The 22,779-nt window shown below is 72.5% G+C and carries 18 protein-coding genes; 12 read left to right on the top strand and 6 right to left on the bottom strand.

Annotated features, from left to right (window positions below; translation table 11 throughout):
- Nucleotides 1–114 precede the first annotated feature (114 nt).
- Together GTY47_RS04060 and GTY47_RS04055 are read right to left on the bottom strand one after the other, a co-directional pair.
- On the bottom strand, nucleotides 115–570 hold the full coding sequence (locus GTY47_RS04060; RefSeq protein ID WP_010038848.1) for a hypothetical protein: 456 nt from the start codon (nucleotides 568–570) through the stop codon (nucleotides 115–117).
- Nucleotides 571–646: 76 nt separating this feature from the next.
- A complete protein-coding gene (locus GTY47_RS04055) occupies nucleotides 647–1,183 on the bottom strand; it encodes a DUF2231 domain-containing protein (RefSeq protein ID WP_010038844.1) in 537 nt (178 codons plus the stop codon).
- 121 nt (nucleotides 1,184–1,304) lie between these two features.
- Here GTY47_RS04055 and GTY47_RS04050 point away from each other — a divergent pair, with 121 nt between their 5' ends.
- From GTY47_RS04050 to GTY47_RS04025, 6 genes are all read left to right on the top strand, one after another.
- Entirely contained in the window at nucleotides 1,305–2,054 is a 750-nt protein-coding gene (locus tag GTY47_RS04050) for a helix-turn-helix domain-containing protein (RefSeq protein WP_010038841.1), read from the top strand.
- A gap of 132 nt (nucleotides 2,055–2,186) precedes the next feature.
- Complete coding sequence (locus tag GTY47_RS04045) at nucleotides 2,187–3,044, top strand: alpha/beta hydrolase (protein WP_010038840.1); 858 nt, start codon at nucleotides 2,187–2,189, stop codon at nucleotides 3,042–3,044.
- A gap of 113 nt (nucleotides 3,045–3,157) precedes the next feature.
- A complete protein-coding gene (locus GTY47_RS04040; RefSeq protein WP_010038838.1) occupies nucleotides 3,158–4,984 on the top strand; it encodes a gamma-glutamyltransferase in 1,827 nt (608 codons plus the stop codon).
- Between the two features lie 117 nt (nucleotides 4,985–5,101).
- A complete protein-coding gene (locus tag GTY47_RS04035; RefSeq protein ID WP_010038835.1) occupies nucleotides 5,102–5,947 on the top strand; it encodes an inositol monophosphatase family protein in 846 nt (281 codons plus the stop codon).
- Nucleotides 5,948–6,097: 150 nt separating this feature from the next.
- Nucleotides 6,098–7,507, top strand: coding sequence for an NAD(P)/FAD-dependent oxidoreductase (locus GTY47_RS04030; protein ID WP_029181103.1), 1,410 nt, complete (start codon nucleotides 6,098–6,100; stop codon nucleotides 7,505–7,507).
- On the top strand, nucleotides 7,504–8,013 hold the full coding sequence (locus GTY47_RS04025; RefSeq protein ID WP_010038829.1) for an O-acetyl-ADP-ribose deacetylase: 510 nt from the start codon (nucleotides 7,504–7,506) through the stop codon (nucleotides 8,011–8,013). The genes GTY47_RS04030 and GTY47_RS04025 overlap by 4 nt, the downstream gene beginning before the upstream one ends.
- Nucleotides 8,014–8,037: 24 nt before the next feature.
- Here the strand turns inward: GTY47_RS04025 and GTY47_RS04020 are convergent, their stop codons facing one another.
- Nucleotides 8,038–8,871 (bottom strand): class II glutamine amidotransferase, encoded by an 834-nt coding sequence (locus GTY47_RS04020; protein ID WP_010038823.1) that lies wholly within the window; start codon nucleotides 8,869–8,871, stop codon nucleotides 8,038–8,040.
- A 259-nt stretch (nucleotides 8,872–9,130) separates the two neighbouring features.
- On the opposite strand from GTY47_RS04020, the gene GTY47_RS04015 reads away from it, so the two are divergent.
- The 4 genes from GTY47_RS04015 to GTY47_RS04000 all read left to right on the top strand — a co-directional run bounded on the left by GTY47_RS04015 (nucleotide 9,131) and on the right by GTY47_RS04000 (nucleotide 13,221).
- Nucleotides 9,131–11,803: a LuxR C-terminal-related transcriptional regulator gene (locus GTY47_RS04015; protein ID WP_010038821.1), complete on the top strand. Its 2,673-nt coding sequence runs from the start codon at nucleotides 9,131–9,133 to the stop codon at nucleotides 11,801–11,803.
- 102 nt (nucleotides 11,804–11,905) lie between these two features.
- The gene (locus GTY47_RS04010) at nucleotides 11,906–12,103 is read left to right on the top strand and encodes a hypothetical protein (RefSeq protein WP_010038819.1); all 198 of its coding nucleotides are present in this window, start codon (nucleotides 11,906–11,908) and stop codon (nucleotides 12,101–12,103) included.
- Nucleotides 12,104–12,261: 158 nt separating this feature from the next.
- On the top strand, nucleotides 12,262–12,702 hold the full coding sequence (locus GTY47_RS04005) for an SHOCT domain-containing protein (RefSeq protein WP_010038817.1): 441 nt from the start codon (nucleotides 12,262–12,264) through the stop codon (nucleotides 12,700–12,702).
- A gap of 72 nt (nucleotides 12,703–12,774) precedes the next feature.
- A complete protein-coding gene (locus GTY47_RS04000) occupies nucleotides 12,775–13,221 on the top strand; it encodes a hypothetical protein (protein ID WP_010038815.1) in 447 nt (148 codons plus the stop codon).
- A 73-nt stretch (nucleotides 13,222–13,294) separates the two neighbouring features.
- Here GTY47_RS04000 and GTY47_RS03995 read toward each other — a convergent pair whose 3' ends face one another.
- Together GTY47_RS03995 and GTY47_RS03990 are read right to left on the bottom strand one after the other, a co-directional pair.
- Nucleotides 13,295–14,959: an ATP-binding cassette domain-containing protein gene (locus GTY47_RS03995; protein WP_040903061.1), complete on the bottom strand. Its 1,665-nt coding sequence runs from the start codon at nucleotides 14,957–14,959 to the stop codon at nucleotides 13,295–13,297.
- Between the two features lie 234 nt (nucleotides 14,960–15,193).
- Nucleotides 15,194–17,239, bottom strand: a complete 2,046-nt coding sequence (locus GTY47_RS03990; RefSeq protein ID WP_010038810.1) for a SpoIIE family protein phosphatase — start codon at nucleotides 17,237–17,239, stop codon at nucleotides 15,194–15,196.
- 153 nt (nucleotides 17,240–17,392) lie between these two features.
- Here GTY47_RS03990 and GTY47_RS03985 point away from each other — a divergent pair, with 153 nt between their 5' ends.
- A complete protein-coding gene (locus tag GTY47_RS03985; RefSeq protein WP_029181102.1) occupies nucleotides 17,393–18,223 on the top strand; it encodes an alpha/beta hydrolase in 831 nt (276 codons plus the stop codon).
- A gap of 227 nt (nucleotides 18,224–18,450) precedes the next feature.
- Nucleotides 18,451–22,341: a glycoside hydrolase family 2 TIM barrel-domain containing protein gene (locus GTY47_RS03980; RefSeq protein ID WP_010038807.1), complete on the top strand. Its 3,891-nt coding sequence runs from the start codon at nucleotides 18,451–18,453 to the stop codon at nucleotides 22,339–22,341.
- Between the two features lie 27 nt (nucleotides 22,342–22,368).
- Here GTY47_RS03980 and GTY47_RS03975 read toward each other — a convergent pair whose 3' ends face one another.
- The gene (locus GTY47_RS03975) at nucleotides 22,369–22,731 is read right to left on the bottom strand and encodes a metalloregulator ArsR/SmtB family transcription factor (RefSeq protein ID WP_010038804.1); all 363 of its coding nucleotides are present in this window, start codon (nucleotides 22,729–22,731) and stop codon (nucleotides 22,369–22,371) included.
- Nucleotides 22,732–22,779: the final 48 nt, after the last annotated feature.

The following is a 22,779-nucleotide window of genomic DNA, read 5'->3' as shown; positions in this document are numbered from 1 at the left end:
CTCACTGTCGACGGTCAAGGTTTCGGCCGGTTCGACGATGAGTGAGGGGTTTGCGCGGGACGTCGGGCGTCCCGGAGCGGCTGCCATACGGTCCGGTGCGGAGGCTCGTTCGCGTCAGCTGCCACCGACGCCAAGGGCGGTGAGCAGGACCAGGACGAGGGTGGCGACGGCGAGCAGGCCGTGCGCCACGACCACGGGCAGCGGGAAGTGCCGTTCGGCGGGAACGGTCCCGTCCGTGCCCGGAGCGGTGGCGGCCGGGGTGGCCTGGGCCCTGGAACGGGACTGGTAGACGGGGATCCAGCGGGCCAGCATCGTGAAGCCGAGCAGGGCGACCGGCAGCAGCAGACCGAACGCGGTCCAGGCCAGGGCGTCCTTGTCGGCCGCGACATAGATGATCCACACCACCAGGCCGATCGCGGCCAGGGCGAAGTGCCCGAAGATCACCGGTGCGGGCAGGCGGCTGGTGCCGGACTGCTGCTGCCGGATCCCGCCGCGTTGGATCCAGGTGCCGAGCAGGTAGAAGCCGCCCAGGGCGGTGACCACCCAGGCGATCAGTGCGGCGATGTCCATGAGGAACTCCCCGACGATGGAAAGGTGGAGGGCGGTCGGCTGGCACCGGCCGTCGAGAGGGGTGTGGGGGCGGGCGTCACGAGGGTCGGCCCACGTCGCGCGGCCCGTATCCCTCGGCCTGCGTGCTCTCGTCCGCGACCCGCACGCCGTAGCGGTAGGCGAGCTTGCCGCCCAGGAACCCAGAGACACCCAGAGCCGCCAGGCTGACCGCGGACAGCACGAGCCTGCCGACGCCGACACTGCCGCCGTCGGTGTAGGTGCCGTACCGCCACACGAAGTTGACGACGTAGGCGGCGGTCACGCCCAGGTTCAGCGTCATGTGCACCAGGCCGGTGCGAAACGCGCGGGTTCCGGTGGGGATCGCGAACAGGTCGAGGAAGCCGACCGTGGCGGCCAGCAGCGCACCGATCACCCCCACAGCGATCAGCCATTCCGAGCCCTGGGTCAGGAACGCCGGATCGTCCACCGCATGCGAGGCGATGTCGAACGCCAGGCTCGCCACCCAGGCGCCGATCGGCACCGTCACCAGGATGGGGTGGAACGGATGACCGTACGGGCCGGCGAGCGCGGCACTGACCGGCCGCTTCGCCTGCAGCTGAGACTCACTGACCATCGCGACCTCCGTAGTTTCACCAATAAGTCTTGGTCTTATTAGGTCTACGCGTCAAGACGCCCAGGTCCCAGGCGCTCAAAGCCCACGAGTACCCACGCGAGCAGGGGTTACCGTTGGTCCCGTGGCTTCCGATCCGATACCGCCGACGCGTGCGGCCGATGCCGCCATCGACTCCGTGAGCGTCCTCGGCGAGGACTCACGACGGCGCATGTTCGCCTTCATCCGGCGCGCCCGCCGAGCGGTCACCCGCGACGAGGCCGCCGCCAGCGTCGGCATATCCCGCAAGCTCGCCGCATTCCACCTCGACAAACTCGTCGACGCCGGCCTTCTGCGCGCCCGCTACGAGACCCCGGGCGGCATCCGCAAGGTCGGCCGGCAGCCCAAGGTCTACGAACCCACCGACACCCAGCTCACCGTCAGCATCCCCGACCGGCGCCACGAACTCCTGGCCGACCTGCTCCTGGACGCCGTCCTGACCGAGGGCACCGACGAGAACGCCGCACAGGCGGCGGTGCGCACCGCCGGACAGCGCGGACGACAGATGGGCGAGGCCGAACGGGACCGGACGCGCCCCGGCCGCCTGGGCGCGGAACGCGGACTGACCGCCTGCGAGAGCATGCTCGACGAGCACGGCTACGAACCCGTCCGCGAAACACCCACCCACCTGCGCCTGCGCAACTGTCCCTTCCACCCCCTCGCCGCCAAGGCCCCCGACCTGGTGTGCGGCATGAACCACGCCTTCCTCACCGGCTACCTCGACGGCCTCCGCATCGGCGGCGTCCAAGCCGTTCTGGCCCCCCGGCCCGGGGAATGCTGCGTTCGACTCGGCCCCGACGGCGCGGATCCCGGCGAACCGCCGCCGAGCCCATGAGGTACTGCATATGGCCGCATCGAGGCGGCGGCGACCGGCCCACGGGGCAGGCTGGGAATCATGTATGTGCAGCCTGCCGTCCGGACGTCACAGCCCGTGTCGGCACCACAACACCGGGAGCTGTCCCCCGGGGTGCGCCCGGTCACGATCGATGCGGACGGCATCACCCTCTCGGGCTTGCTGAGTGAGCCGGCACACTCGCCGCGCGCTGTGATCGTCGCCTTGCACGGCGGCGGTATGAATGCCGGGTATTTCGACGGCCAGGCGCACCCCGACGTGTCCCTGCTGGCGTTGGGAGCGCGCCTTGGCCACACGGTGCTGGCACTGGACCGTCCGGGCTACGGGGCGTCCGCCGTCCGCTTTCCGGGCGGGCAGAGACTCAGCACGCAGGCCGTCACCGTGCGCGCGGCGATCGCCGCCTTCGCTGCCGCCCACGCCCCCGGTGCCGGCACGCTGGTGCTGGGACATTCCTTCGGTGCCAAGGTCGCTTTCGCTGTGGCCGCCGGCTGTGACGCGTCGGCACTGCTGGGTGTCGATGTCTCCGGGTGCGGTCGCCGACTGGCCGTGCCCGCCGGCCGGCTCGGCCCCGACCGCGGCGAGGGGCTGCGGCACCGGAACTGGGGCCCCCTGAACCTGTATCCGTCCGACACGTTCCGGATGAGTCAAACGGTCGTGGCGCCCATGCCGGCCCGGGAGCTCAGCACGGTGACGGGCTGGACGCGGCTGTCGGCGGCGATCCTGCCGCGAGTCGGCGTCCCCGTCCGGCTCACCTTCGCGCAACATGAGGCCTGGTGGGGCTGTGAGGACGAGGACGTCGCCGACCTTGTCGAACGGCTGTCCGCAGCCCCACGGGTCGTCGTCGACCATCTCCCGCACGCCGGCCACAACATCAGCCTCGGCTGGGCTGCCCGCGCCTACCACCTCAAAGCATTGGCCTTTGCGGAGGAGTGCCTGACTGCTCGGGCCCACGAAGCGGGACAAGGCGGCTGACCGGCAGGGATCTGGCCCTGTTGCCACCAGGCGGGTAAGAAGGGGCGCAGGGCGATCGATAGCCTGCTGGGGGAGCGGGGGGAGAGGCGAGAGACAGCGAGGTGCAGGACCGCATGTTCACCACACGCCCCACCCTCCAGGGCACCTTCGGCATGGTGTCCTCGACGCACTGGCTCGCCTCGCAGTCGGCCATGGCCGTCCTGGAGGACGGCGGCAACGCCTACGACGCGGCCGTGGCGGGGGCGTTCGTGCTGCACGTCGTCGAGCCGCACCTCAACGGCCCGGCGGGCGAGGTGCCGATCCTGCTCGCGCCGGCCGGCGGTGAGGTGCGGGTGCTGTGCGGGCAGGGCGTCGCACCGGCCGGGGCGACGGTCGCGCACTACCGGGCCCTCGGCCTGGACCTCGTCCCCGGCACCGGGCCGCTCGCCGCCGCCGTGCCGGGCGCGTTCGACGCCTGGATGCTGCTGCTGCGCGACCACGGCACCAAGTCCCTCGCCGACGTCCTCAAGTACGCCATCGGATACGCCGAGCACGGGCACCCGCCCGTGGAACGCGTCGGCGAGACCGTCGAGACCGTGCGCGAGCTGTTCGAGACCGAGTGGACCTCGTCGGCGGACGTCTACCTGCCCGGCGGCAAGGCGCCCCGCCCGGGCGAGCTCTTCGCCAACCCCGCGCTCGCCGCCACCTGGAAGCGCCTGCTCGCCGAGACCGCGGGGGCGGGGGACCGGGAGGCCCGGATCGAGGCCGCGCGGGAGGTGTGGCGCTCCGGCTTCATAGCCGAGGCCCTGGTACGGCAGGCCGGGCAGCCCACCATGGACACCAGCGGCGCACACCACGCCGGCACCCTCACGGCCGCCGATCTCGCCGGCTGGTCCGCGACCTACGAGACACCGGCGGCGTACGACTGGAACGGCTGGACCGTGTGCAAGCCGGGCCCCTGGAGCCAGGGCCCGGTCCTCCTCCAGCAGCTCGCCCTGCTCCCGCCCGAACTGCCCCGCTACGGCTCCGCCGACTACGTCCACCTGCTGGTCGAGAACTGCAAACTCGCCATGGCCGACCGGGAGGCCTGGTACGGGGACGCCGCCGGCGTGCCGCTCGACGACCTGCTGTCCGGCGCCTACAACACGGCCCGCCGCGCTCTCGTCGGCGAGCGGGCCTCCCTCGACCTGCGGCCCGGCAGCCCCGGCGGACGCACCCCGCGGCTGTGCGCGCACGCGCGCGTGGCGGCCACCGCCCAGGAGGGTGCCGCCGCCCCGGGCATCGGCGAACCGACCGTCGCGAAGAGCCCGGCGTCCCCCGTGCCCGGCGAACCTGAGGTCGGCGACGACGGGGCCACCCGCGGCGACACCTGCCACCTCGACGTCGTCGACCGCTGGGGCAACATGGTCTCGGCCACGCCCAGCGGCGGATGGCTCCAGTCCAACCCGGTCGTGCCCGAACTCGGCTTCCCGCTCGGCACCCGGCTCCAGATGACCTGGCTGGAAGAGGGCCTGCCCAACTCCCTCACCCCGGGCCGCCGTCCCCGCACCACGCTGACGCCCTCGATCGCACTGCGCGAGGGACTGCCCGTCATGGCGTTCGGCACACCGGGCGGGGACCAGCAGGACCAGTGGCAGCTGCACTTCCTCCTGGCGGTCGCGCTGCGCGCCCAGGTGCGCGGCGGCCTGGACCTGCAGGGCGCGATCGATGCCCCGAACTGGCACAACGACAGCTTCCCGGGCTCCTTCTACCCGCGCGGCATGCGCCCGGGGAGCGTCACCGTGGAGGCGCGCACGGACCCGGCCGTCGTCGAGGAGCTGCGGCGACGCGGCCACCAGGTGACCGTCGGCGGCCCCTGGTCGGAGGGCCGGCTCTGCGCGGTCGCGCGGGACCCGGAGACGGGCGTGCTGTCGGCGGCGGCGAACCCGCGCGGCATGCAGGGCTACGCGGTCGGGCGGTGATCCCGCCGAGTACACCCGGCTGCGGAACCGGCGCGGACCCGTCGCTGTTCATCGTGCTGCCATCCGGAGTGCACCGGGCGGGTGGGGATTGTCAGAGCCGCGTGCTGTGATGGAGGGGTGATCGACAGCACCGAAACCATCGAAGAGTTTCTCGCACGGCACGCGTCCGACGTCGAGGAGGCGATCCGCACGGCGGCCGCCGCCGAGATCATGCCGCGCTGGCGCCGGCTCGCCGCACACGAGGTCGACCAGAAGGCCGGCCCGCACGACCTGGTCACGGACGCGGACCGCAAGGCCGAGCTGTACCTGACCGGGGCACTGGGCGCCCTGCTGCCCGGCTCGGTCGTGGTCGGCGAGGAGGCGGTCCACGCCAACCCGGCGTCCTACGAGGCCATACGCGGCGACGCCCCGGTCTGGATCGTCGACCCGGTCGACGGGACCCGGCAGTTCGTGCGCGGCGAACCGGCCTTCTGCACCCTGGTCGCGCTGGCCCAGGGCGGCACCCTGCTCGCATCGTGGACCTACGCCGCCGCCAGCGACCGGCTCGCCACCGCCCAGCGGGGCAAGGGCGCCCACCTCGACGGGGAGCGGCTGTTCGCCGGCGTGCCCGAGCCCGGCCGGGACCTCCGCGTGGCCACCTCCCACCCGGACTACACGACGGACGAGCAGAAGCGCGCCCTGCTCGGCCTGCGCACCGAGGGCGTGGCAGCGCGCGCGTGCGGCTCGGCCGGACTGGAGTACCTCGCCATCGCGCGGGGCGACTCCGACGCGGTCGCCTTCTCCTGGGAGGCCGCCTGGGACCACGCGGCCGGTCTGCTCCTGGTCGAGGAGGCGGGCGGAGCCCACCTGACCCGCACGGGCGAGCCGTTCCGCATCACGGGCGGCAACGACCTCCCCTTCACCGCGGCCCGCGACGCGGCCACGGCCCGCCGGGTGGCGGCACTGCTGGCGAGCGCAGCATGATTGTCACGGACCGTACACACTCGGTCGCTCAAGGGGCGCTCCGGGCGTCCTTCCCGCACGAATCCCCCCGCGGCCGGTGACTGTCAGTCCCCGGGCCTATCCTGATCCTCAGTGGCCGTCGGCTGACGAAGGGGTCCGAAGGTGCCGTCGATGCTCGATGCCGTCGTAGTGGGTGCGGGGCCGAACGGACTGACCGCGGCCGTGGAGCTGGCCCGCCGCGGCTTCTCCGTCGCCGTGTTCGAGGCCCGGGGCACCGTGGGCGGCGGTGCCCGCACCGAGGAGCTCACCCTGCCGGGCTTCCGGCACGACCCGTGCTCCGCGGCGCACCCGCTCGCCATCAACTCACCCGCGTTCCGCGCCCTGCCGCTCCACCGCTACGGCCTGGAATGGCTGCACGCCGAGCTCCCCATGGCCCACCCCTTCCCGGACGGCTCGGCGGCCGTGCTGGCCCGGTCGGTGGGCGAGACGGCCGCCTCCTTCGGGCCGCGCGACGCCGGGGCGTACCGCAGGCTCGTCGAGCCCTTCCTGCCCAAGTGGGACGTCCTGGCCCGCGACTTCATGTCCCTGCCGCTCACCGCGCTGCCCCGCGACCCGGTCACCCTCGCCCGCTTCGGCCTGGTCGGCCTGCCCCCGTCGACCCTGCTCACGCGCCGCTTCCGGGACGAACCGGCCAGGGCCCTGTTCGCCGGACTCGTCGCGCACGTCATGGCACCTCTCGGCGGCTTCGCCACCAGCGCCATCGGCCTCGTCTTCGCCCTGGCGGCACACGCCCGCGGCTGGCCCGTCGCCCGCGGCGGCTCCCAGGCGATCTCCGACGCCCTCGCCGCCTACCTGCGCGACCTCGGCGGCAGCGTCCACACCGACTACGAGGTCAAGCGCCTGGACGACCTGCCGCCGGCCCGCGCGTACGTCTTCGACACCTCACCCACCGCCCTGGCCCGCATCGCCGGCTTCGGCAACCAGTACGCGGACTACCGCTACGGCCCGGGCGTCTTCAAGATCGACTACGCGCTGGACGGCCCCGTGCCCTGGACCGCGAAGGAGGCCCGCGCCGCCGGCACGGTGCAGATCGGCGCGGACCGCGCGGAGATCGGCGCGGCCCTGCGCGCGGCGTCCCGGGAGGGCCGGGCCCCCGACAAACCGTTCCTGATCACGGTCCAGCCGAGCATCGTCGACCCCACCCGGGCCCCGGCGGGCAAGCACGTCTTCTGGGCCTACGGCCACGTACCGCACGGCTGGACCGGTGACCTCACCGACGCCGTCGAACGCCAACTGGAGCGGTTCGCCCCGGGGTTCCGCGACCGCGTCCTGGCCCGCGCCACCGCGGGCCCGCCCGAACTCGCCGCCCGCAACGCCAACTACGTCGGCGGCGACATCGCCTCCGGCGCGGTCTCCGGCCTCCAGCTCCTGCTGCGTCCCAAACCGACCCTGTTCCCCTACCGCACTCCTCACCCGGCCGTCTTCATCTGCTCGTCGGCGACCCCGCCGGGCCCCGGCGTGCACGGCATGTCGGGGCACAACGCGGCGAAGGCCGTCTGGAAGCGACTGAGGCAGACATGACCACCATCGAACTGGTCCAGGGCGACATCACACGCGAGAGCGTCGACGCCGTCGTCAACGCGGCCAACTCCTCGCTGCTGGGCGGGGGAGGCGTCGACGGAGCGATCCACCGGCGAGGCGGCCCCGCGATCCTGGAGGAGTGCCGCAAGCTGCGCGCCTCCAGGTACGGCAAGGGCCTGCCCACCGGCCAGGCGGTCGCCACCACCGCGGGCGACCTGGACGCCCGCTGGGTGATCCACACGGTCGGCCCCGTCTTCAGCACGACCGAGGACCGCTCCGCCCTCCTCGCCTCCTGCTACCGCGAGTCCCTCCGCGTCGCCGACGAACTCGGCGCCCGCACGGTGGCGTTCCCGGCCATCTCCACGGGCATCTACGGCTGGCCGGTGGACGACGGCGCCCGCATCGCGGTGGAGACCGTAAGGGCAGCGGACACCGCGGTCGAGGAGGTCAGGTTCGTGCTCTTCGACGAGCAGGCGTACGAGGCGTTCGCCGACCGGGTCCGCTGACGCGACGCGGCCGGGCCGGCCGGCTCAGACCGGCTCGGGCTCGAAGTGCCGCAGCACGTCCCGGCCGGGCTGCACCACGCCGTAGCTGCTCTCCGGTACCTCGTTCCAGACGCCGGGCAGATCACCGAGCGGCTCCGACACGACCAGCCGGGTCTCGTCGGAGATGTGCTTCAGGAACGCGAGATCGGGATGGAGGGCACGCACGTCCTCCACCTGGCTGCTGTAGTACAGCGACCGCGAGGCTCCCGTGCTGGAGTACCGGAAGAACCACAGCCGTTCGCCGTCGGTCACCGCGACCGTCATCTGGAGCGGCTGCGGCACCCCGTGCTCGTGTCCCAGCCGCTCGACGAGCCCCACCATGCGGGCCACCGCACCCGGCGGATCGCCGTCCAGCCCGAAGGTGAGGGCCACGTGGAACATCACTTCCGAGTCCGTCGTGCCCTCCAGCGACGGGAACAGCTCCGGATCCACGGCGAGCATGAGGTCCCGGCGCACTTCGCTGAACCCGGCGATCGCCCCGTTGTGCATCCACATCCATGGCCCGTGCCGGAAGGGGTGACAGTTGGTCTGCTGCACGGCCGACCCGGTGGAGGCACGGACGTGGGCGAAGAACAGCGGTGAGCGGACGTGGTCGGCGATCTCCCGGAGGTTGCGGTTGCTCCAGGCCGGGCCGGTGTCGCGGATGACGGCGGGGGTGCGCAGGTGCCACGCGTACCACCCGACGCCGAAGCCGTCGCCGTTGGTGGTCTCGACACCCATCCGCGCGTGCAGGCTCTGGTCGATCAGCGAGTGCTGCGGCCGGTAGAGGACGTCGTCCAGCAGCACGGGAGTGCCCGAGTAGGCGAGCCAGCGGCACATGGTCGCCACCCCCGATCCGAGCCGCCTCGGCCGTGCCGTGCGGCTCCGCAGGTGTCGGTGCGGATACGTCTCGCGCGCCGGGCCGGCGGCGCGTGGTCCCAGACAACCCCGTCACCCGCGGCCGGCGCATCGCCCGCCACGGGTGGTTGCCGCGGGAACGGCGAGGGCCGGGCCGGTGTGCGCGGCGGAGTGAACACTGAGATCCTGGGGAAACGAGTGCCGTTCCTGATCCGGCACACGGCAGGCAGTGGGGAGCCCCATGGCCGCGACCGAGGAGACTGGTGCGGAGCCGGCGTCCACGGGCGTCGACCCCACGGGCGACCCGCTGCTGCGTACCCGGTTCGCCCTGCCGAAGCGGCCCGCCGGCTTCCTGCGCCGGACCCGCCTGGCCGCACACCTCGACCAGGCGCTCATGACGCCCCTGACGATGGTCAACGGGCCGGCCGGCGCGGGCAAGACCCTCTTGGTCGCCGACTGGGCCGCAGGCCTGCGGGAACCGGTCGTCTGGCTCACGGCCGACCCCGCCGACCAGGCACCCGGGATCTTCTGGGCCTATCTGCTGGAGGCACTGCGCGCCGCCGGCGTACCGGTGGCAGGCGAGGTCGGCTGCCCGGCGCAGGCGGGCCGGGTGGACCGGCGGACACTGACCTGCCTCGCCGCCGACCTGGAGAGCCGGGACCACACCACCGTCGTCGTGCTCGACGAGTTCGACCGGGTGACCTCACCCGAGATCGCGGAGCAGTTGCAGTTCGTCCTGCGCCACGCGGGGCAGGGCTTGCGTCTGGTCCTCGTCACCCGCACCGAACCCCTGCTGCCGCTGCACCGGTACCGGGCCTCGGGCGAGATGACGGAGATCCGGGACGCGGAGCTGGCGTTCACCGTCGAGGAGGCCGCGGAGCTCCTGTCGCGGCACGGTCTGCACCTGAACCACAGCGCCGTCCGGGCCCTGGTGGACCGCACCCAGGGATGGGCCGCCGGCCTCAGGCTGTGCGCCCTGGCCGCCCGGCAGGTGGCGGACCCCCACCTGTACGTCAAGCAGTTCGAGGCCGACCACAGTGCGGTGGCCGACTTCCTGCTGGCCGAGGTGCTCGACCGGCAGCCACCCGGCACACAGGACCTGCTGCTGCGCATCAGCGTCCTGGACCGCTGCTGCCCCGACCTGGTGAACGCGCTGACGCTGCGCACCGACGCGGAGCCGATCCTGGCGTCGCTGCACCGGCAGAACGCCTTCGTCCAGTACCTCGGCCACTCGTGGTACGGCCTGCACCCGCTGTTCGCGGAGATCCTCCGCGCCCACCTGCGGGAGCGCTTCCCCGGTCTGGAGCCGGAACTGCGCGCCCGGGCCGCGCGGTGGCTGCGGCGGTCCGGGTCCCTGCACGAGGCGCTGGTCCAGGGTGCCGCGGCGGACGACTGGGAGTTCACCGCCAACGCCGTGGTCGACGACCTCGCGATCGGACAGCTGTTCACCGGTCTGCACGCCGAGGACCTCTCCGCCCTGTTCGCGCGGATGAGCCCCGAGACAACGGGTCCGGCGCCCGACCTCGTCCGCGCCGCCCGCGAACTGGCCCGCCACGATCTCGATCACGGCCTGCCCCACCTGCACCGGGCCCAGGACGACCTGGCCCGGAACGGCGGCGACCGGGCCCCGGTCCGGCTCGGCCGCGCCCTGCTGGAAGCCCTGGCGGCGCGGATGACCGGCTCGCCGGACAGAGCGGAGCGAGCCGCCGAGGAGGCGCGGGCCCTCCGGCCGGACGTCCCCCCACACCTCCTGGACGACCACCCCGAAGTCACCGCCCTCCTGCTCACCCACCTCGGCTCCGCCCGCCTGTGGGCCGGACGCTTCGACGACGCCCGCGACGCCCTGTCGGCGGTCGCCGGACACCCCGGCGGAGCGGCGATGGCGCTGCCCAGGTGGGAGGCCCTCGGCCACCTCGCGCTGATCGACTACCTGAACGGCCGGCCCGGCCCGGCGGAGCACAAGGCCCTGGCGGCGGCCGGCCAGGCGGAGCGTTACAGCCTGCCCCGGCAGGCCGGGTCCGGCATCGCCCCGCTGGTTCTGGCCGCCGTCCTCATCGACCGCGACGAACTCGACGACGCCCAGGCGCTCCTCGACGCGGCGGCCGGCTCCCGCACGCTCGCCGACGACCCGGTGGTGGAGGCAGGCCGGACCCTCACCCGGGGGCGGCTGCTCCTGGCCCGAGGGGACGCCCGGGCCGCGCTGGCGGCGGCGGACGCCTCCGTTCCGGCAGCGGTGAGCTCACCCTGGGCGGAGGACCACGCCGCTCTGCTCGCGTCCGCCGCCCACCTGGCCCGAGGACATCCCGAATCGGCCCGAGCCGTCGTGGAGCGCGTCGCACACCGCCGGACGGCCTGTGCGGTCGAGGCGGCGCGTGCCCGGCTCGCGGCGGGCCATGTCGAAGGGGCGCTCGACATGATCGACAGCCTGCCGGAGGACGACCGGCCCGGACCGGCGGTGACCGTGCGCGCCACGCTGGTCCGCGCCCAGGCCGCCCACGAGACCGGCGACTGGGTCACCGCGCGCCGCCTCGTCGCCCGGGCCCTCCTGGACGGCCGGCGCGGGCACCTGCGCCGGCCCTTCCTGGAAGCCGGCCCCTGGCTCCGTCCCCTGCTGAGCACCGGCCGCCTCCGGGAACTGGCCGGCGGCTGGCTCCTCGCCCGCCCCGACGGCCACCACGACCCCCGGCCCACCACGCCGGACCGGCACCCGCCACTCGCCGTCGAGGAACTCAGCGCACGCGAGGGTGACGTGCTGCGGCTCCTGGCCGAGATGAGGTCGACGGAGGAGATCGCCGCCGACCTGCACGTGTCCGTGAACACGGTGAAGACCCACCTCAAGAGCATCTACCGCAAGCTCGCGGTCAGCCGTCGCGGCGACGCGGTGCGCCGCGCCCGCGAACGGCGGCTGCTGTGAGGTTCACCTGTACCGGGTGACGCAGCACGCCGCGCCAGGGCGGACCATCGCCAGGCAAGGGTGTGCAACGCCCGCTCCAGGCCGTCCGCGGGAGAGCAGTTCATGCGCTACGAGATCCGTGTCGACGGACACATGTCGGAGACGCTGGCCAAGGTCTTCCCGGAGCTGGAGCACGTGCTGATGTCCGGTCAGACGGTCCTGTACGGCCCCGTGGTCGACGAGGCCCACCTGTACGGGCTGCTGACCCGCTTCCAGGCGCTGGGACTCAGGGTCGTGGAGATGCGTCAGCTGCCGGAGTGAGCCGGGGTCAGAGGGTTGCCGTGGGGATCGTCGTCCCGGCCGAGCAGCGGCCGCGTACGGATCACCCGCCGCGGGTGAGGCAGCCCCGTCCTCTCCGCGGGCACGCTGGGTACGGCACGGGACGGCTGCCGGACGTGCGGCCGGGACGGAGGAGTGACATGAGTGCGCAGACCTACCTGGCGTACGACTTTCCGCTGTTGAGCGCCTTCTGGGCGATGCTGTGGTTCTTCCTCTGGATCATGTGGTTCGTGCTGCTCTTCCGGGTCGTCTTCGACATCTTCCGCGACGACTCCCTGAGCGGCGGGGCCAAGACCGGCTGGCTGGTGTTCTGCATCGTCCTGCCCTTCCTCGGCGTGTTCGTCTACGTCACCGCCCGCGGCAAGAACATGGGGCGCAGGGAAGCGGCCCAGGCCCGGGCGCAGCAGGAGGCGTTCGACAGCTACGTCCGAGAGACCGCCAAGAGCGGCGAGAACCGGGGGAGCAGCGTCGACGAGCTCGCCAGGCTGTCCGAGATCCGCGCTCGCGGCGACATCTCGGATGAGGAGTTCCGCAGGGCGAAGGAGTTGGTGCTCAGCGGCTCCGGCACGTCCGGACCCTAGAACCCCCACCCCTCCGACATCTCCACCTCCGGCCGTGGAACGCGCCGGACGCAGCAGAAACGAGGCAGCAGGATGACCACCACACACCCTACGGGCGCACGCACGGCGAAGCGCGAATGGGCCGTCGGCCTGATGGTCTTCGGGGCCGTGATGCTCATGATCGCCGGGATCCTGGACGTCCTGCGCGGCATCGCGGCGATCGCGGAGGACGACGTCTTCCTCACGACCCGCAACTACGTCTTCGAATTCGACCTCACCAGCTGGGGCTGGATCCACCTGGTCCTGGGCGTGGCCGCCGTGATCGTCAGCATGGGGCTGTTCCAGGGGGCGACATGGGCGCGCGTGGCCGGCGTGGGCATCGCCGCACTCGTCATCATCGCCAACTTCCTCTCCCTGCCGTACTACCCGGTGTGGTCGGTGGTGATGATCGCGATTTCCGGGTTCATCATCTGGGCCCTGTGCACCGTGCGGAAGGACGACGCCTGGGTGCCGTTCGAACAGCCGCCGAGCAATCCATGAGGCGCGCGGCTGCGCTCCGGGCGGGTTTCCCAACCCGCCCGGAGACACCAGTCGCGTCCTGCGCGGCGCCCCGTCAGCGTCCCCGCGCACCCGCCCCCCGGTCCGCCGGGCGGTGCCGCGCCGGCGCGAGGTGCGGCCAGTCGGCGATGTCGCGTCGCATCTGGCGGTCGTGTGTCGCCAGGACCACGGCCGCGTCCGTGCTGTGCAGCGCCTCGGTGAGCTCGTCGACCAGCGCGATGGACAGGTGGTTCGTGGGCTCGTCCAGCAGCAGTACGTGGGGGCGGGCGGCCAGTGCCAAGGCCAGGTCGAGGCGCCGCTGCTGACCCGTCGACAGCTCGGCGACCGGCTTGCCGGCGTCGCGCGAGGTGAGCAGACCCAGCGAGCCGAGCCCCACCACCTCGCCTTCCTGCAGTACGCCGGCCGCGACCAGGCGCGCGGTGTGCGTCTCGTAGAGGTCACGCGCCCGCCGGTGCGTCGCCCGCGGCGACTCCTGCCCGAGCAGGCGCAGCCGCACCCCGCGGGCCCGGTGCACCCGGCCCGTGTCCGGGGCGAGCCGACCGGCCAGGACGGACAGGAGGGTGGACTTGCCCGCCCCGTTCGGGCCGGTGACGGCCAGCCTGTCGCCGGACGTCACCGACAGGTTCGTCGCCTGGGGCAGCCGCCCTTCGACCGTCACCTCCTCCGTACGCAGCAGGACGACGCCCGGCCGGGCGGGCAGGCCGGGCATCGAGAAGCGCCGGGGCGGCACCGGCGCGGTGACCTTGTGCCGGTGCAGGTCCTCCTGGCGCCGGTGGACGGAGCGCACCAGGGCACCGGCGCGGGTGGCGCGCTGGTGCTTGCCGGTGCCCTTGTCCGGGCGCCAGCCGGTGCTCAGCCGGTTCTGCGCCTCCGACAGGGCATGCTGGAGACGGACGTGCTCGGTCTGCTGCTGCTGGTACTCCTCCTCCCAGCGCGTCAGTTCGGCCTCGCGGCCCTCCCGGTAGCCGGCGTAACCACCGCCGTACACGCCCGGTAGGCCGTCGCGCGTGGGGTCGAGGTCGAGGATCGCGGTGGCCACGTCCGCGAGCAGCGCCCGGTCGTGGCTGACCACCACGACACCGCCGGCGTGGGCGCGCAGCCTGGCGGTGAGGTACTCCAGCCCGGCCAGGTCCAGGTGGTTGGTCGGCTCGTCCAGGAGCAGGAAGTCGTACTCGGCGCCCAGCAGGCAGGCCAGCCGGATCCGGTAGCGCTGGCCGACCGACAGCGTGGCCAGGGGACGGGCACGGTCGCTGACCGCGCCCAGCCCGTCCAGGGCCACGTCCACCCGGCGGTCGGCGTCCCAGGCGTCCAGCGCCTGCGCCGCCTCCAGGGCGTCGGCATAGGCCTGTTCGGCACCGGGCCGTTGCGCCGCGAGGGCTTTTGCCGCGGCGTCCAGATCCCGCAGGGCGGCCCGGGCGCCGGCCAGGAACTCGTCGATGAAGTCGCCGACCGTGCGCTCGTCCCCGGCCGGCATCTCCTGCTCGGCCAGGGCGAGCGTGCCCACGCGGTGCACGGTCCCCTCGTCCGGGGGCAGCAGGCCGGCCAGGACGTGCAAAAGGGTCGACTTGCCGCGTCCGTTCTCGCCGACGACGCCCCAGCGCGCACCGGGGGAGACCTTCATCTCGACGTCGTGCAGCACGGTGCGGCCACCGCGGTCGACGCGGACGCCGGCGCAGGTCAGCTGGGCCCGGTCGCGGGCAGGCAGGGTAAGGGTGGTCACGTTCTCTTCCTCGTTGAGGAGGCACACCTCACCCCCGGTTCGGGCGGGGATGCGAGCGGGCCTTCGGATCCGACGGACGGCCGGCCCGGAACAGGGCGGGCCGTGGGCGACGTCGCGGCTCCCTGCGCCTCGGCCTGTGTGCGTCAGGGCATGCGAGGGGCGGAGCCAGTGGCCCGGATCAGAGGTAGAGAACGTAACTCATACACACATGCTAACAGTTGACGCCGCGTGCGCTCAGGAGCGGGCGCGGACCAGCAAGAGCGCGACGTCGTCGTCGGGCTGCGGGCTCAGCGCGCCGAGGAGGCTGTCGCTGGTCCGTTGCAGGCTGGGCCCCGCGTCCTCCAGGAGGCGGGTCAGCGTGGTGAGGCCGGTGTCGATCGGCTCCGCGCGGTTCTCGACCAGCCCGTCGGTGTAGAGGGCGAGCAGGGAGCCCGGCGCGAACTCCAGGTTCACGGTGCCGAAGTCCACGCCGCCCACCCCCAGCGGCACGCCGCCGGGCACGTCGACGAGTTTCGCGCCGCCGTCCGCACCGGCGAGCACGGGCGGCAGATGACCGGCGCTGGACAGCGAGCAGATGCCGGCCCGCAGGTCGCACACCGCGTACACGCACGTGGCGATGGCGTCGCCGAGCGAGCCGGCGATGTCGTCGAGGTGCCGCAGCAGTTCGGCGGGCGGCAGGTCCAGCCGGGCCAGGGCCCGCGTCGCCGTGCTCAGCTGCCCCATGATCGCCGCGGCCTGGACGCCCTTGCCCATGACGTCGCCCACCACGAGCCCGGTGCGTCCCGGGCCCAGCGGCAGCACGTCGTACCAGTCGCCGCCGACCTCGCTGAGCGCCGGGCGGTAGCGGGCGGCGATGTCGAGCCCCTCCTGCTCGGCGGGCGTGGCCGGGAGCAGACTGCGCTGGAGTGTCAGGGCGGTGCCCCGCTCCCGGCCGTAGAGGCGGGCGTTGTCGATGCAGATCGCGGCGCGCGCGGCGAGTTCCGAGGCGAGCACCTGGTCCCGGTCGTCGAAGGGGCGTTCGTCGACCGTGCGGTACAGGGTGAGGGTGCCGAGCACCTTGCCCCGGGCCACCAGCGGCACCGCCAGGTAGGAGTGCGCGCCGGCCTCGTGCAGGGTCCGGGCGGCCCGCGCGTCCCGGGCGATGCGCCGCATCATCTTCGGGTCCACGCGCTCGACCAGGACCGGGCGGGCCTTGCGGACGCACTGCGTGATGATCCGTGACGAGGCGTAGGTGGCCAGCTCGCCGACCGGGTCGGCGGCGTGGATGGCGTCGGTCGGGTAGCCCGCCGCGACGGCCAGCGCCCGGAACTCCGCGGGCGCGCCGCCCGACACCGGCACGATGGTGCCGCGGGCCACGACGGACTCCAGGACGTCCACGGCGGCCAGGTCCGCGAGGTGCGACACGACCACGTCGGCCAGCTCCCGGGCGGTCTGCTGAAGGTCCAGCGTGGTGCCGATCCGAACCCCGGCTTCGGCGATCACCGACAGGTGCTGGCGTGCCTGCGCGACCTCGGCCGCGGCCTGCTGCCGTTCGGTCACGTCCAGCACGGCCATCGCGAGCCCGAGGACCCGGCCGTCGGTGTCCTCGATGCGGTGGTACGACTCGGAGTAGGCGCGGTCCTGTTCGTCCGCCGCCGTACGGCCGATGGTCTGCTGGTCGAGCAGGGGCCTGCCGGTCTTGAGGACGTGCCGCATCCGGGCCTCGATGGCCTCGACGTCCAGGCCCGGCAGCACCTCGCCGAGCCGCCGGCCCAGCAAGGCCTCCTCGGGCACCCCGTTGATCCGCTCCAGCGCGGGGTTGACACCTACCCAGCGCAGGTCGTTGTCGAAGACGGCGATGCCGAGCGGGGTCTGGTTGACGAGGCTGTGCGAGAGGGCGAGGTCCCGCTCCACCTTCCTTACGGTCGTCGCGTCCGTGGCGAGTCCCAGCAGGTGGGGCCTGCCCTCGCTGTCGAGGAGCCGCATCGTGCGGAATTCCACGGCGCGTTCCGTGCCGTCGCGGTGGCGCAGCGGGAAGACGCCGGCCCAGCGGTCCCCAGCTCTGACCTGGGCGAACAGCTCCCTGCCCCGGGCGCGGTTCTCGGGCGCGATCAGGAGCGTGTCGGCGCGCTGCCGCAGGGCCTCGTCGGCCGTGTAGCCGAGCAGTTGCTCGATCTCGGGGCTCCACAGGGCGATGTGCCCGCCGCCGTCCAGGACCACGGCCGCGACCTTCAGCAGGTCCAGCAGCCCGCCGGGCGCGGCCGTGCCGGGGTCCCGGTCCGAGGTCGCATACCCGTTCATGCGAGCCGCTCCTTCCGGCGCGGCAAAAGGTACCGCCAAGATCCGTCATGCGGGCTGTCCGATGAGGTCACAGTACGGTCGAAGGAGCGGCACTGTCGCGCCGAAAAGACAAAAAACCGAGGTCGCGCACGCTTAGGAAGAGAGGGAGCCGTCTTGAGTGACTGGACGTTGCGAGAGAGCCTGGCCACCACGTCGGGGACCGTCCGCTGGGACCGGTTCGGAGATCCCGGCGGCGAGCCGGTCGTGCTGCTGCACGGGACGCCCTTCTCCTCGTACGTGTGGCACGAGATCGCTCCGGCACTGGCCGGTGCCGGACACCACGTGCACGTGTGGGACATGGCGGGCTACGGCACCTCCGACATGCACCCGGACCAGGACGTCTCGCTGGGGGCCCAGGGCCGGATCCTCACCGAGCTGCTCGCGCACTGGGGGCTTCGGGAGCCGTCCGTCGTCGCGCACGACTTCGGAGGGTGCGTGGCACTGCGCGCCCATCTGCTGCACGGGGCCCGCTACCGGCGGCTCGCGCTGGTCGACCCGGTGGCCCTGGAACCCTGGGGCTCGCCCTTCTTCCGCCTGGTCGGGCAGCACAGCCACGTCTTCGAGCAGTTGCCGGCGGCGCTGCACGAGGCGCTGGTACGCGAGTACGTCACGTCCGCGAGCCACCTCGGCCTGCGGCCCGCCACGCTGGACGCCCTGGTCGGGCCGTGGACGGGGGAGCGGGGACAGGCCGCCTTCTACCGCCAGATCGCGCAGGCCGACCAGCGCTACACGGACGACATCCAGCCGCTGTATCCCACCCTCGATCTGCCGGTGACGGTCTGCTGGGGCACCGAGGACACCTGGATCCCCTTCGCCAAGGGACAGGAGCTGGCCGCCCTGATCCCGGGCGCGCGGCTGGTGCCCGTCCCGGAGGCCGGCCATCTCGTCCCGCTGGACGCGCCCGCCCGGCTGACGAGCGAGGTGCTGACCTTCCTCCGGGCCTGAGGGCGTCAAAGCGCCGGGGGACCTCGGAGAACCACCAGGACCGCACAAAGTCCGACGGGGTCATTGCTTCGGTTGTGTTCGAGTCCTAGGGTGTGCCTGCTCAGCAGTTGCTCCGTCACCGTCAGTTGCACGAGTCCCAACAGGAACGCCCATCAGGGGAGTTGGCGACGCATCTGACGTGCCCTCAGTCCGTGCAGCACCCTGTCGAACCGAGGAAGGCCACGGTCATGCCGCACCCGCTCTCGTCCCCCGCCGACCGGCCCGTCGTCAGCCGCCGCCGTCTGCTCGAAGGCGGCGCCGCCGTGCTCGGCGCGCTCGCCCTGTCCGCGTCGCCCGCCGCCGCGCACGCGGCGGGCCGGCGCCCGGCGGCGGACGCCCCTCCGGAGTGGAACGACGGCCTGGCCGTGTACCGCGTGGGCACCGAGCCGCCGCACACCACGCTCATGCCGTACGCGGACCTCGGGCAGGCACTCGACGGCGACCGCACCCGCTCGCCGTACCGGCTGAGCCTCGACGGCAAGTGGAAGTTCGCCTACGCCGACCGCCCCGACGACCGGGACGCCGACTTCTACCGCACCGACGTCGACGACTCCGGCTGGGACACCATCCCCGTGCCCTCGGCCTGGCAGATGCACGGCTACGACTTCCCGATCTACGTCAACATCACCTACCCCTGGTGGGGCCCCAACGGCGGCGGCGAGGAGGCCCAGCCGCCGGCCGCCCCGACCCGCTACAACCCCGTCGGCCAGTACCGCCGGACGTTCACCGTCCCTCGGAACTGGTCGGGCCGGCGCACCTTCCTGCACTTCGAGGGCGTCAAGTCCGCCCACTACGTGTGGATCAACGGCGAACTGGTCGGCTACCACGAGGACTCCTACACCTCGGCCGAGTACGACATCACCCGCCACCTCAAGCCGGGCACCAACCAGATCGCCGTCGAGGTGTACCGCTACTCCGACGCGGAGTGGCTGGAGGACCAGGACATGATCCGCCTGAGCGGCATCTTCCGCTCGGTCCACCTGTACTCCACGCCCTCGGTGCACCTGCGGGACTTCAAGCTGGACACCCCGCTCGGCGACGACTACACCTCCGCCGAACTCAAGGTCACCGCGCACGTCCGTGACTACGGCGGCGAGGGCGCGGGCCGCTACACGGTCGAGACCCAGCTGTACGACGCGCGCGGCCACGCCGTCTGGCCGCGGCCCCTGAACCAGCCGGTCGACGTCCCCGACGGCGACGAGGCCACCGCCGAGGCGTCCAGACCCGTCCCCTCACCGAAGCTCTGGTCCGCCGAGCACCCGAACCTCTACACCGCCGTGCTGCGCCTGCGCGACCCGGCCGGCAAGGTGGTCGAGACCCTCTCGCACCGGGTCGGCTTCCGCGAGTTCGCGCTCAAGGACGGCCTGATGCGCATCAACGGCAAGCCGGTGTCCTTCCGCGGGACCAACCGGCACGAGATGCACCCCGTCACCGGCTCGGCGCTCACCCGCGCGCAGATGATCGAGGACATCGAGATCATCAAGCGGCTCAACATCAACAGCGTCCGCACCTCGCACTACCCCAACAACCCGCTGTGGCTGGAACTCGCCGACGAGTACGGGCTGTACCTCGTGGGCGAGACCAACCTCGAAACCCACGGCATCCGCGACAGGTACCCCGGCAGCGGTCACCCCGAGTGGACCGAGGCGTGCGTGGTCCGCGCCCAGAACATGGTCCACCGCGACAAGAACCACGCCTCGGTGGTCATCTGGTCCCTCGGCAACGAGGCCGGCGGAGGCACCACCTTCAACGCCATGCACGACTGGATCCGCTCCTACGACCCCACCCGCGTCATCCAGTACGAGGGCGACGACCGCCCCGGGATCAGCGACATCCGCTCCGAGATGTACGACAGCCCGCAGCGGGTCGAGCAGCGCGCCAAGGACACCAACGACACCCGCCCGTACGTGATGATCGAGTACTCCCACGGGATGGGGAACTCCAACGGCAACTTCAAGAAGTACTGGGACATCGTCCGCCGCTACGACGTCCTCCAGGGCGGCTGGATCTGGGACTTCGTCGACCAGGCCCTGAGCTGGCCGACCCCCACCCGCAAGCTGCTGACCGAGTCCGGGCCGGGCGCGCTGCGCGGCGAGATCATGGCGCCCTCCGGCACCTTCGACCGCACCAAGGGCGTCTGTGGCGGCACCGTCTTCCCCCGCGACTCACGCCTGGACCTCACCGGCTCCCTCACGCTGGAGGCCTGGGTCACCCCGGACGTGCCCTACGGCCACCAGCCCATCCTCGCCAAGGGCGACACCCAGTACGCGCTCAAGCAGACCGACAAGAACCTTGAGTTCTTCATTCACGGCGGCGGCCAGTGGGTCACCGCGAGCTGGGCGCTGCCCGACGGCTGGACGGGCAAGGAGCACCACATCGCCGGCGTCTTCGACGCCGACGCGGGGACGCTCACCCTGTACGTCGACGGCCAGGTGCGCGGCACCCGCACCACCACCCGGCGCCCCAGCGGCAACACGGCGTCCCTGGCGCTCGCCACGGACGTCGACAACCCGACCCGGGAGTTCAGCGGAACCATCCGGCGGGCCCGCGTGTACGCCCGCGCGCTCAGCGCCACCGAACTTGCCTCCGACAGCCGCGGCCCGGACGACGAGGGCGTGCGCTTCTGGTTCGACGCCGCCACCGTCGGCTTCGCCGAGCAGCGCCCGCGCGACAAGACGTTCTACGCCTACGGCGGCGACTGGGGCGACAACCCCAACGACGGCGCCTTCGCCGGGGACGGCATCGTCCTGCCCGACCGCGGCCTCACCGGCAAGTCCGCCGAGGTCAAGCAGATCTACCAGGCGATCAACGCCGCCCCGGCCACCGGCGGCCCCGGCGCCGTCACCCTCACCAACGAGTACCTCTTCACCAACCTCCGCGAGTTCGACGGACGTTGGTCCCTCGTCGCCGACGGCAAGGTCGTCCAGCGCGGCAGGCTGACCCGCGACCAGCTGAACGTCGCGCCGCTGACCAGCAAGGACATCAAGGTGCCGGTGCGCCTGCCGGCGAAGCCCGAACCGGGCACGGAGTACTTCCTCCAGCTCTCGTTCACCACCCAGGAGCCCACCAAGTGGGCGACGGCGGGCTTCGAGGTGGCCAAGCAGCAGCTCGCCCTCGACACGGACAGCCCGGCCGTGACGCCCCTGCCGCTGCGCAGCGTCCCCGCCCTGCGGTACACCGACCGGGACGAGGACGTCACTGTCAAGGGCAAGGGCTTCTCGGTCACCGTCGACAAGAGCACCGGCACCATCACCTCGTACGAAGCGGGCGGCACCCGGCTCATCACCTCCGGCCCCGTCCCGAACTTCTGGCGGGCGCCCACCGACAACGACCGGGGCAACGGCCACCACACCCGCAACCAGACGTGGCGCGACGCGGGAGCCAAGCGGAAGGTGGCGGACGTACGGGTCCGGCCGCTGGACGACCGGGCCGTCGAGGTCACGGTCACCGGCACGCTGCCCACCAGCGCGGAGTCCACGTACAGCACGACGTACACGGTCTTCGGCAACGGCGAGATCAAGGTCGACAACACCCTGCACCCGGGAGCGGCGAACCTGCCGTACATCCCCGAGGTCGGCACCCTGCTGTTCCTGCCCCGCCGCCTGGACCGGCTGCACTACTACGGCCGGGGCCCGGAGGAGAACATGTGGGACCGCAACAACGCCACCGACGTCGGCCTGTACTCCGGCACCGTCTCCGGACAGTGGACCTCCTACCTGCGTCCCCAGGAGAACGGCAACAAGACCGATGTCCGCTGGGCCGCGCTGACGGACGCCGGCGGACGCGGACTGCTCGTCTCCGGTGAGCCGCTGCTGGAGGTCAACGCCTCGCGCTTCACCCCCGAGGACCTGTCGGTCGGCGCCCGCCACGACTACCAGCTCGACCCCAGGGACGCGGTGGTCCTGCGGGTCAACCACCGTCAGATGGGCGTGGGCGGCGACAACAGCTGGGGCGCCCACACCCACGACGAGTTCAAGCTCTTCGCCAACCGCGACTACGCGTACACCTATCGGCTGCGTCCGCTGACGCGCGTGAGCGAGGCGATGGCGGCCTCGCGACGGCCGACGGCCACCGCGTAGGGCCGCCCGTGGGACAGCGGCGCCGTCTCACTCGGCGGCGTCGCTGATGCCCAGGCGCAGATGCTCCACGTGGTAGACGGCCTGGTCGAGCAGCTCGGCGACGTGGTGGTCGTGCAGTGCGTAGACGACCGAACGGCCCCGCCGCTCGCCGACGACCAGGCCCAGATTGCGCAGCAGCCGCAGCTGGTGCGAGCAGGCCGACTGCTCCATGCCCACCTCGGCGGCCAACTCGGTGGCCGGCAGCGGGCCTTCCCGCAGCCGCGCCAGGATCAGCAGCCGGGAGGGTGTGGACAGGGCCTGGAGCGTGGTGGCGACCTTCGCGACGTTGTCCGCGTCCAGGCGTACGCGCTCGGTGGCGTCCTGCGCGGGGATGACGGCTCCATGACCCATGACGTCATCGTACCGGTCGCACACGAACACATGAATGAATCTTCATCT

This window comes from Streptomyces sp. SID5464 (genome assembly GCF_009862985.1).
GTDB lineage: Bacteria > Actinomycetota > Actinomycetes > Streptomycetales > Streptomycetaceae > Streptomyces > Streptomyces chartreusis_D.
The sequence above is the reverse complement of the archived record's forward strand: the minus strand, read 5'-3'. Positions and strand labels throughout refer to the sequence as shown.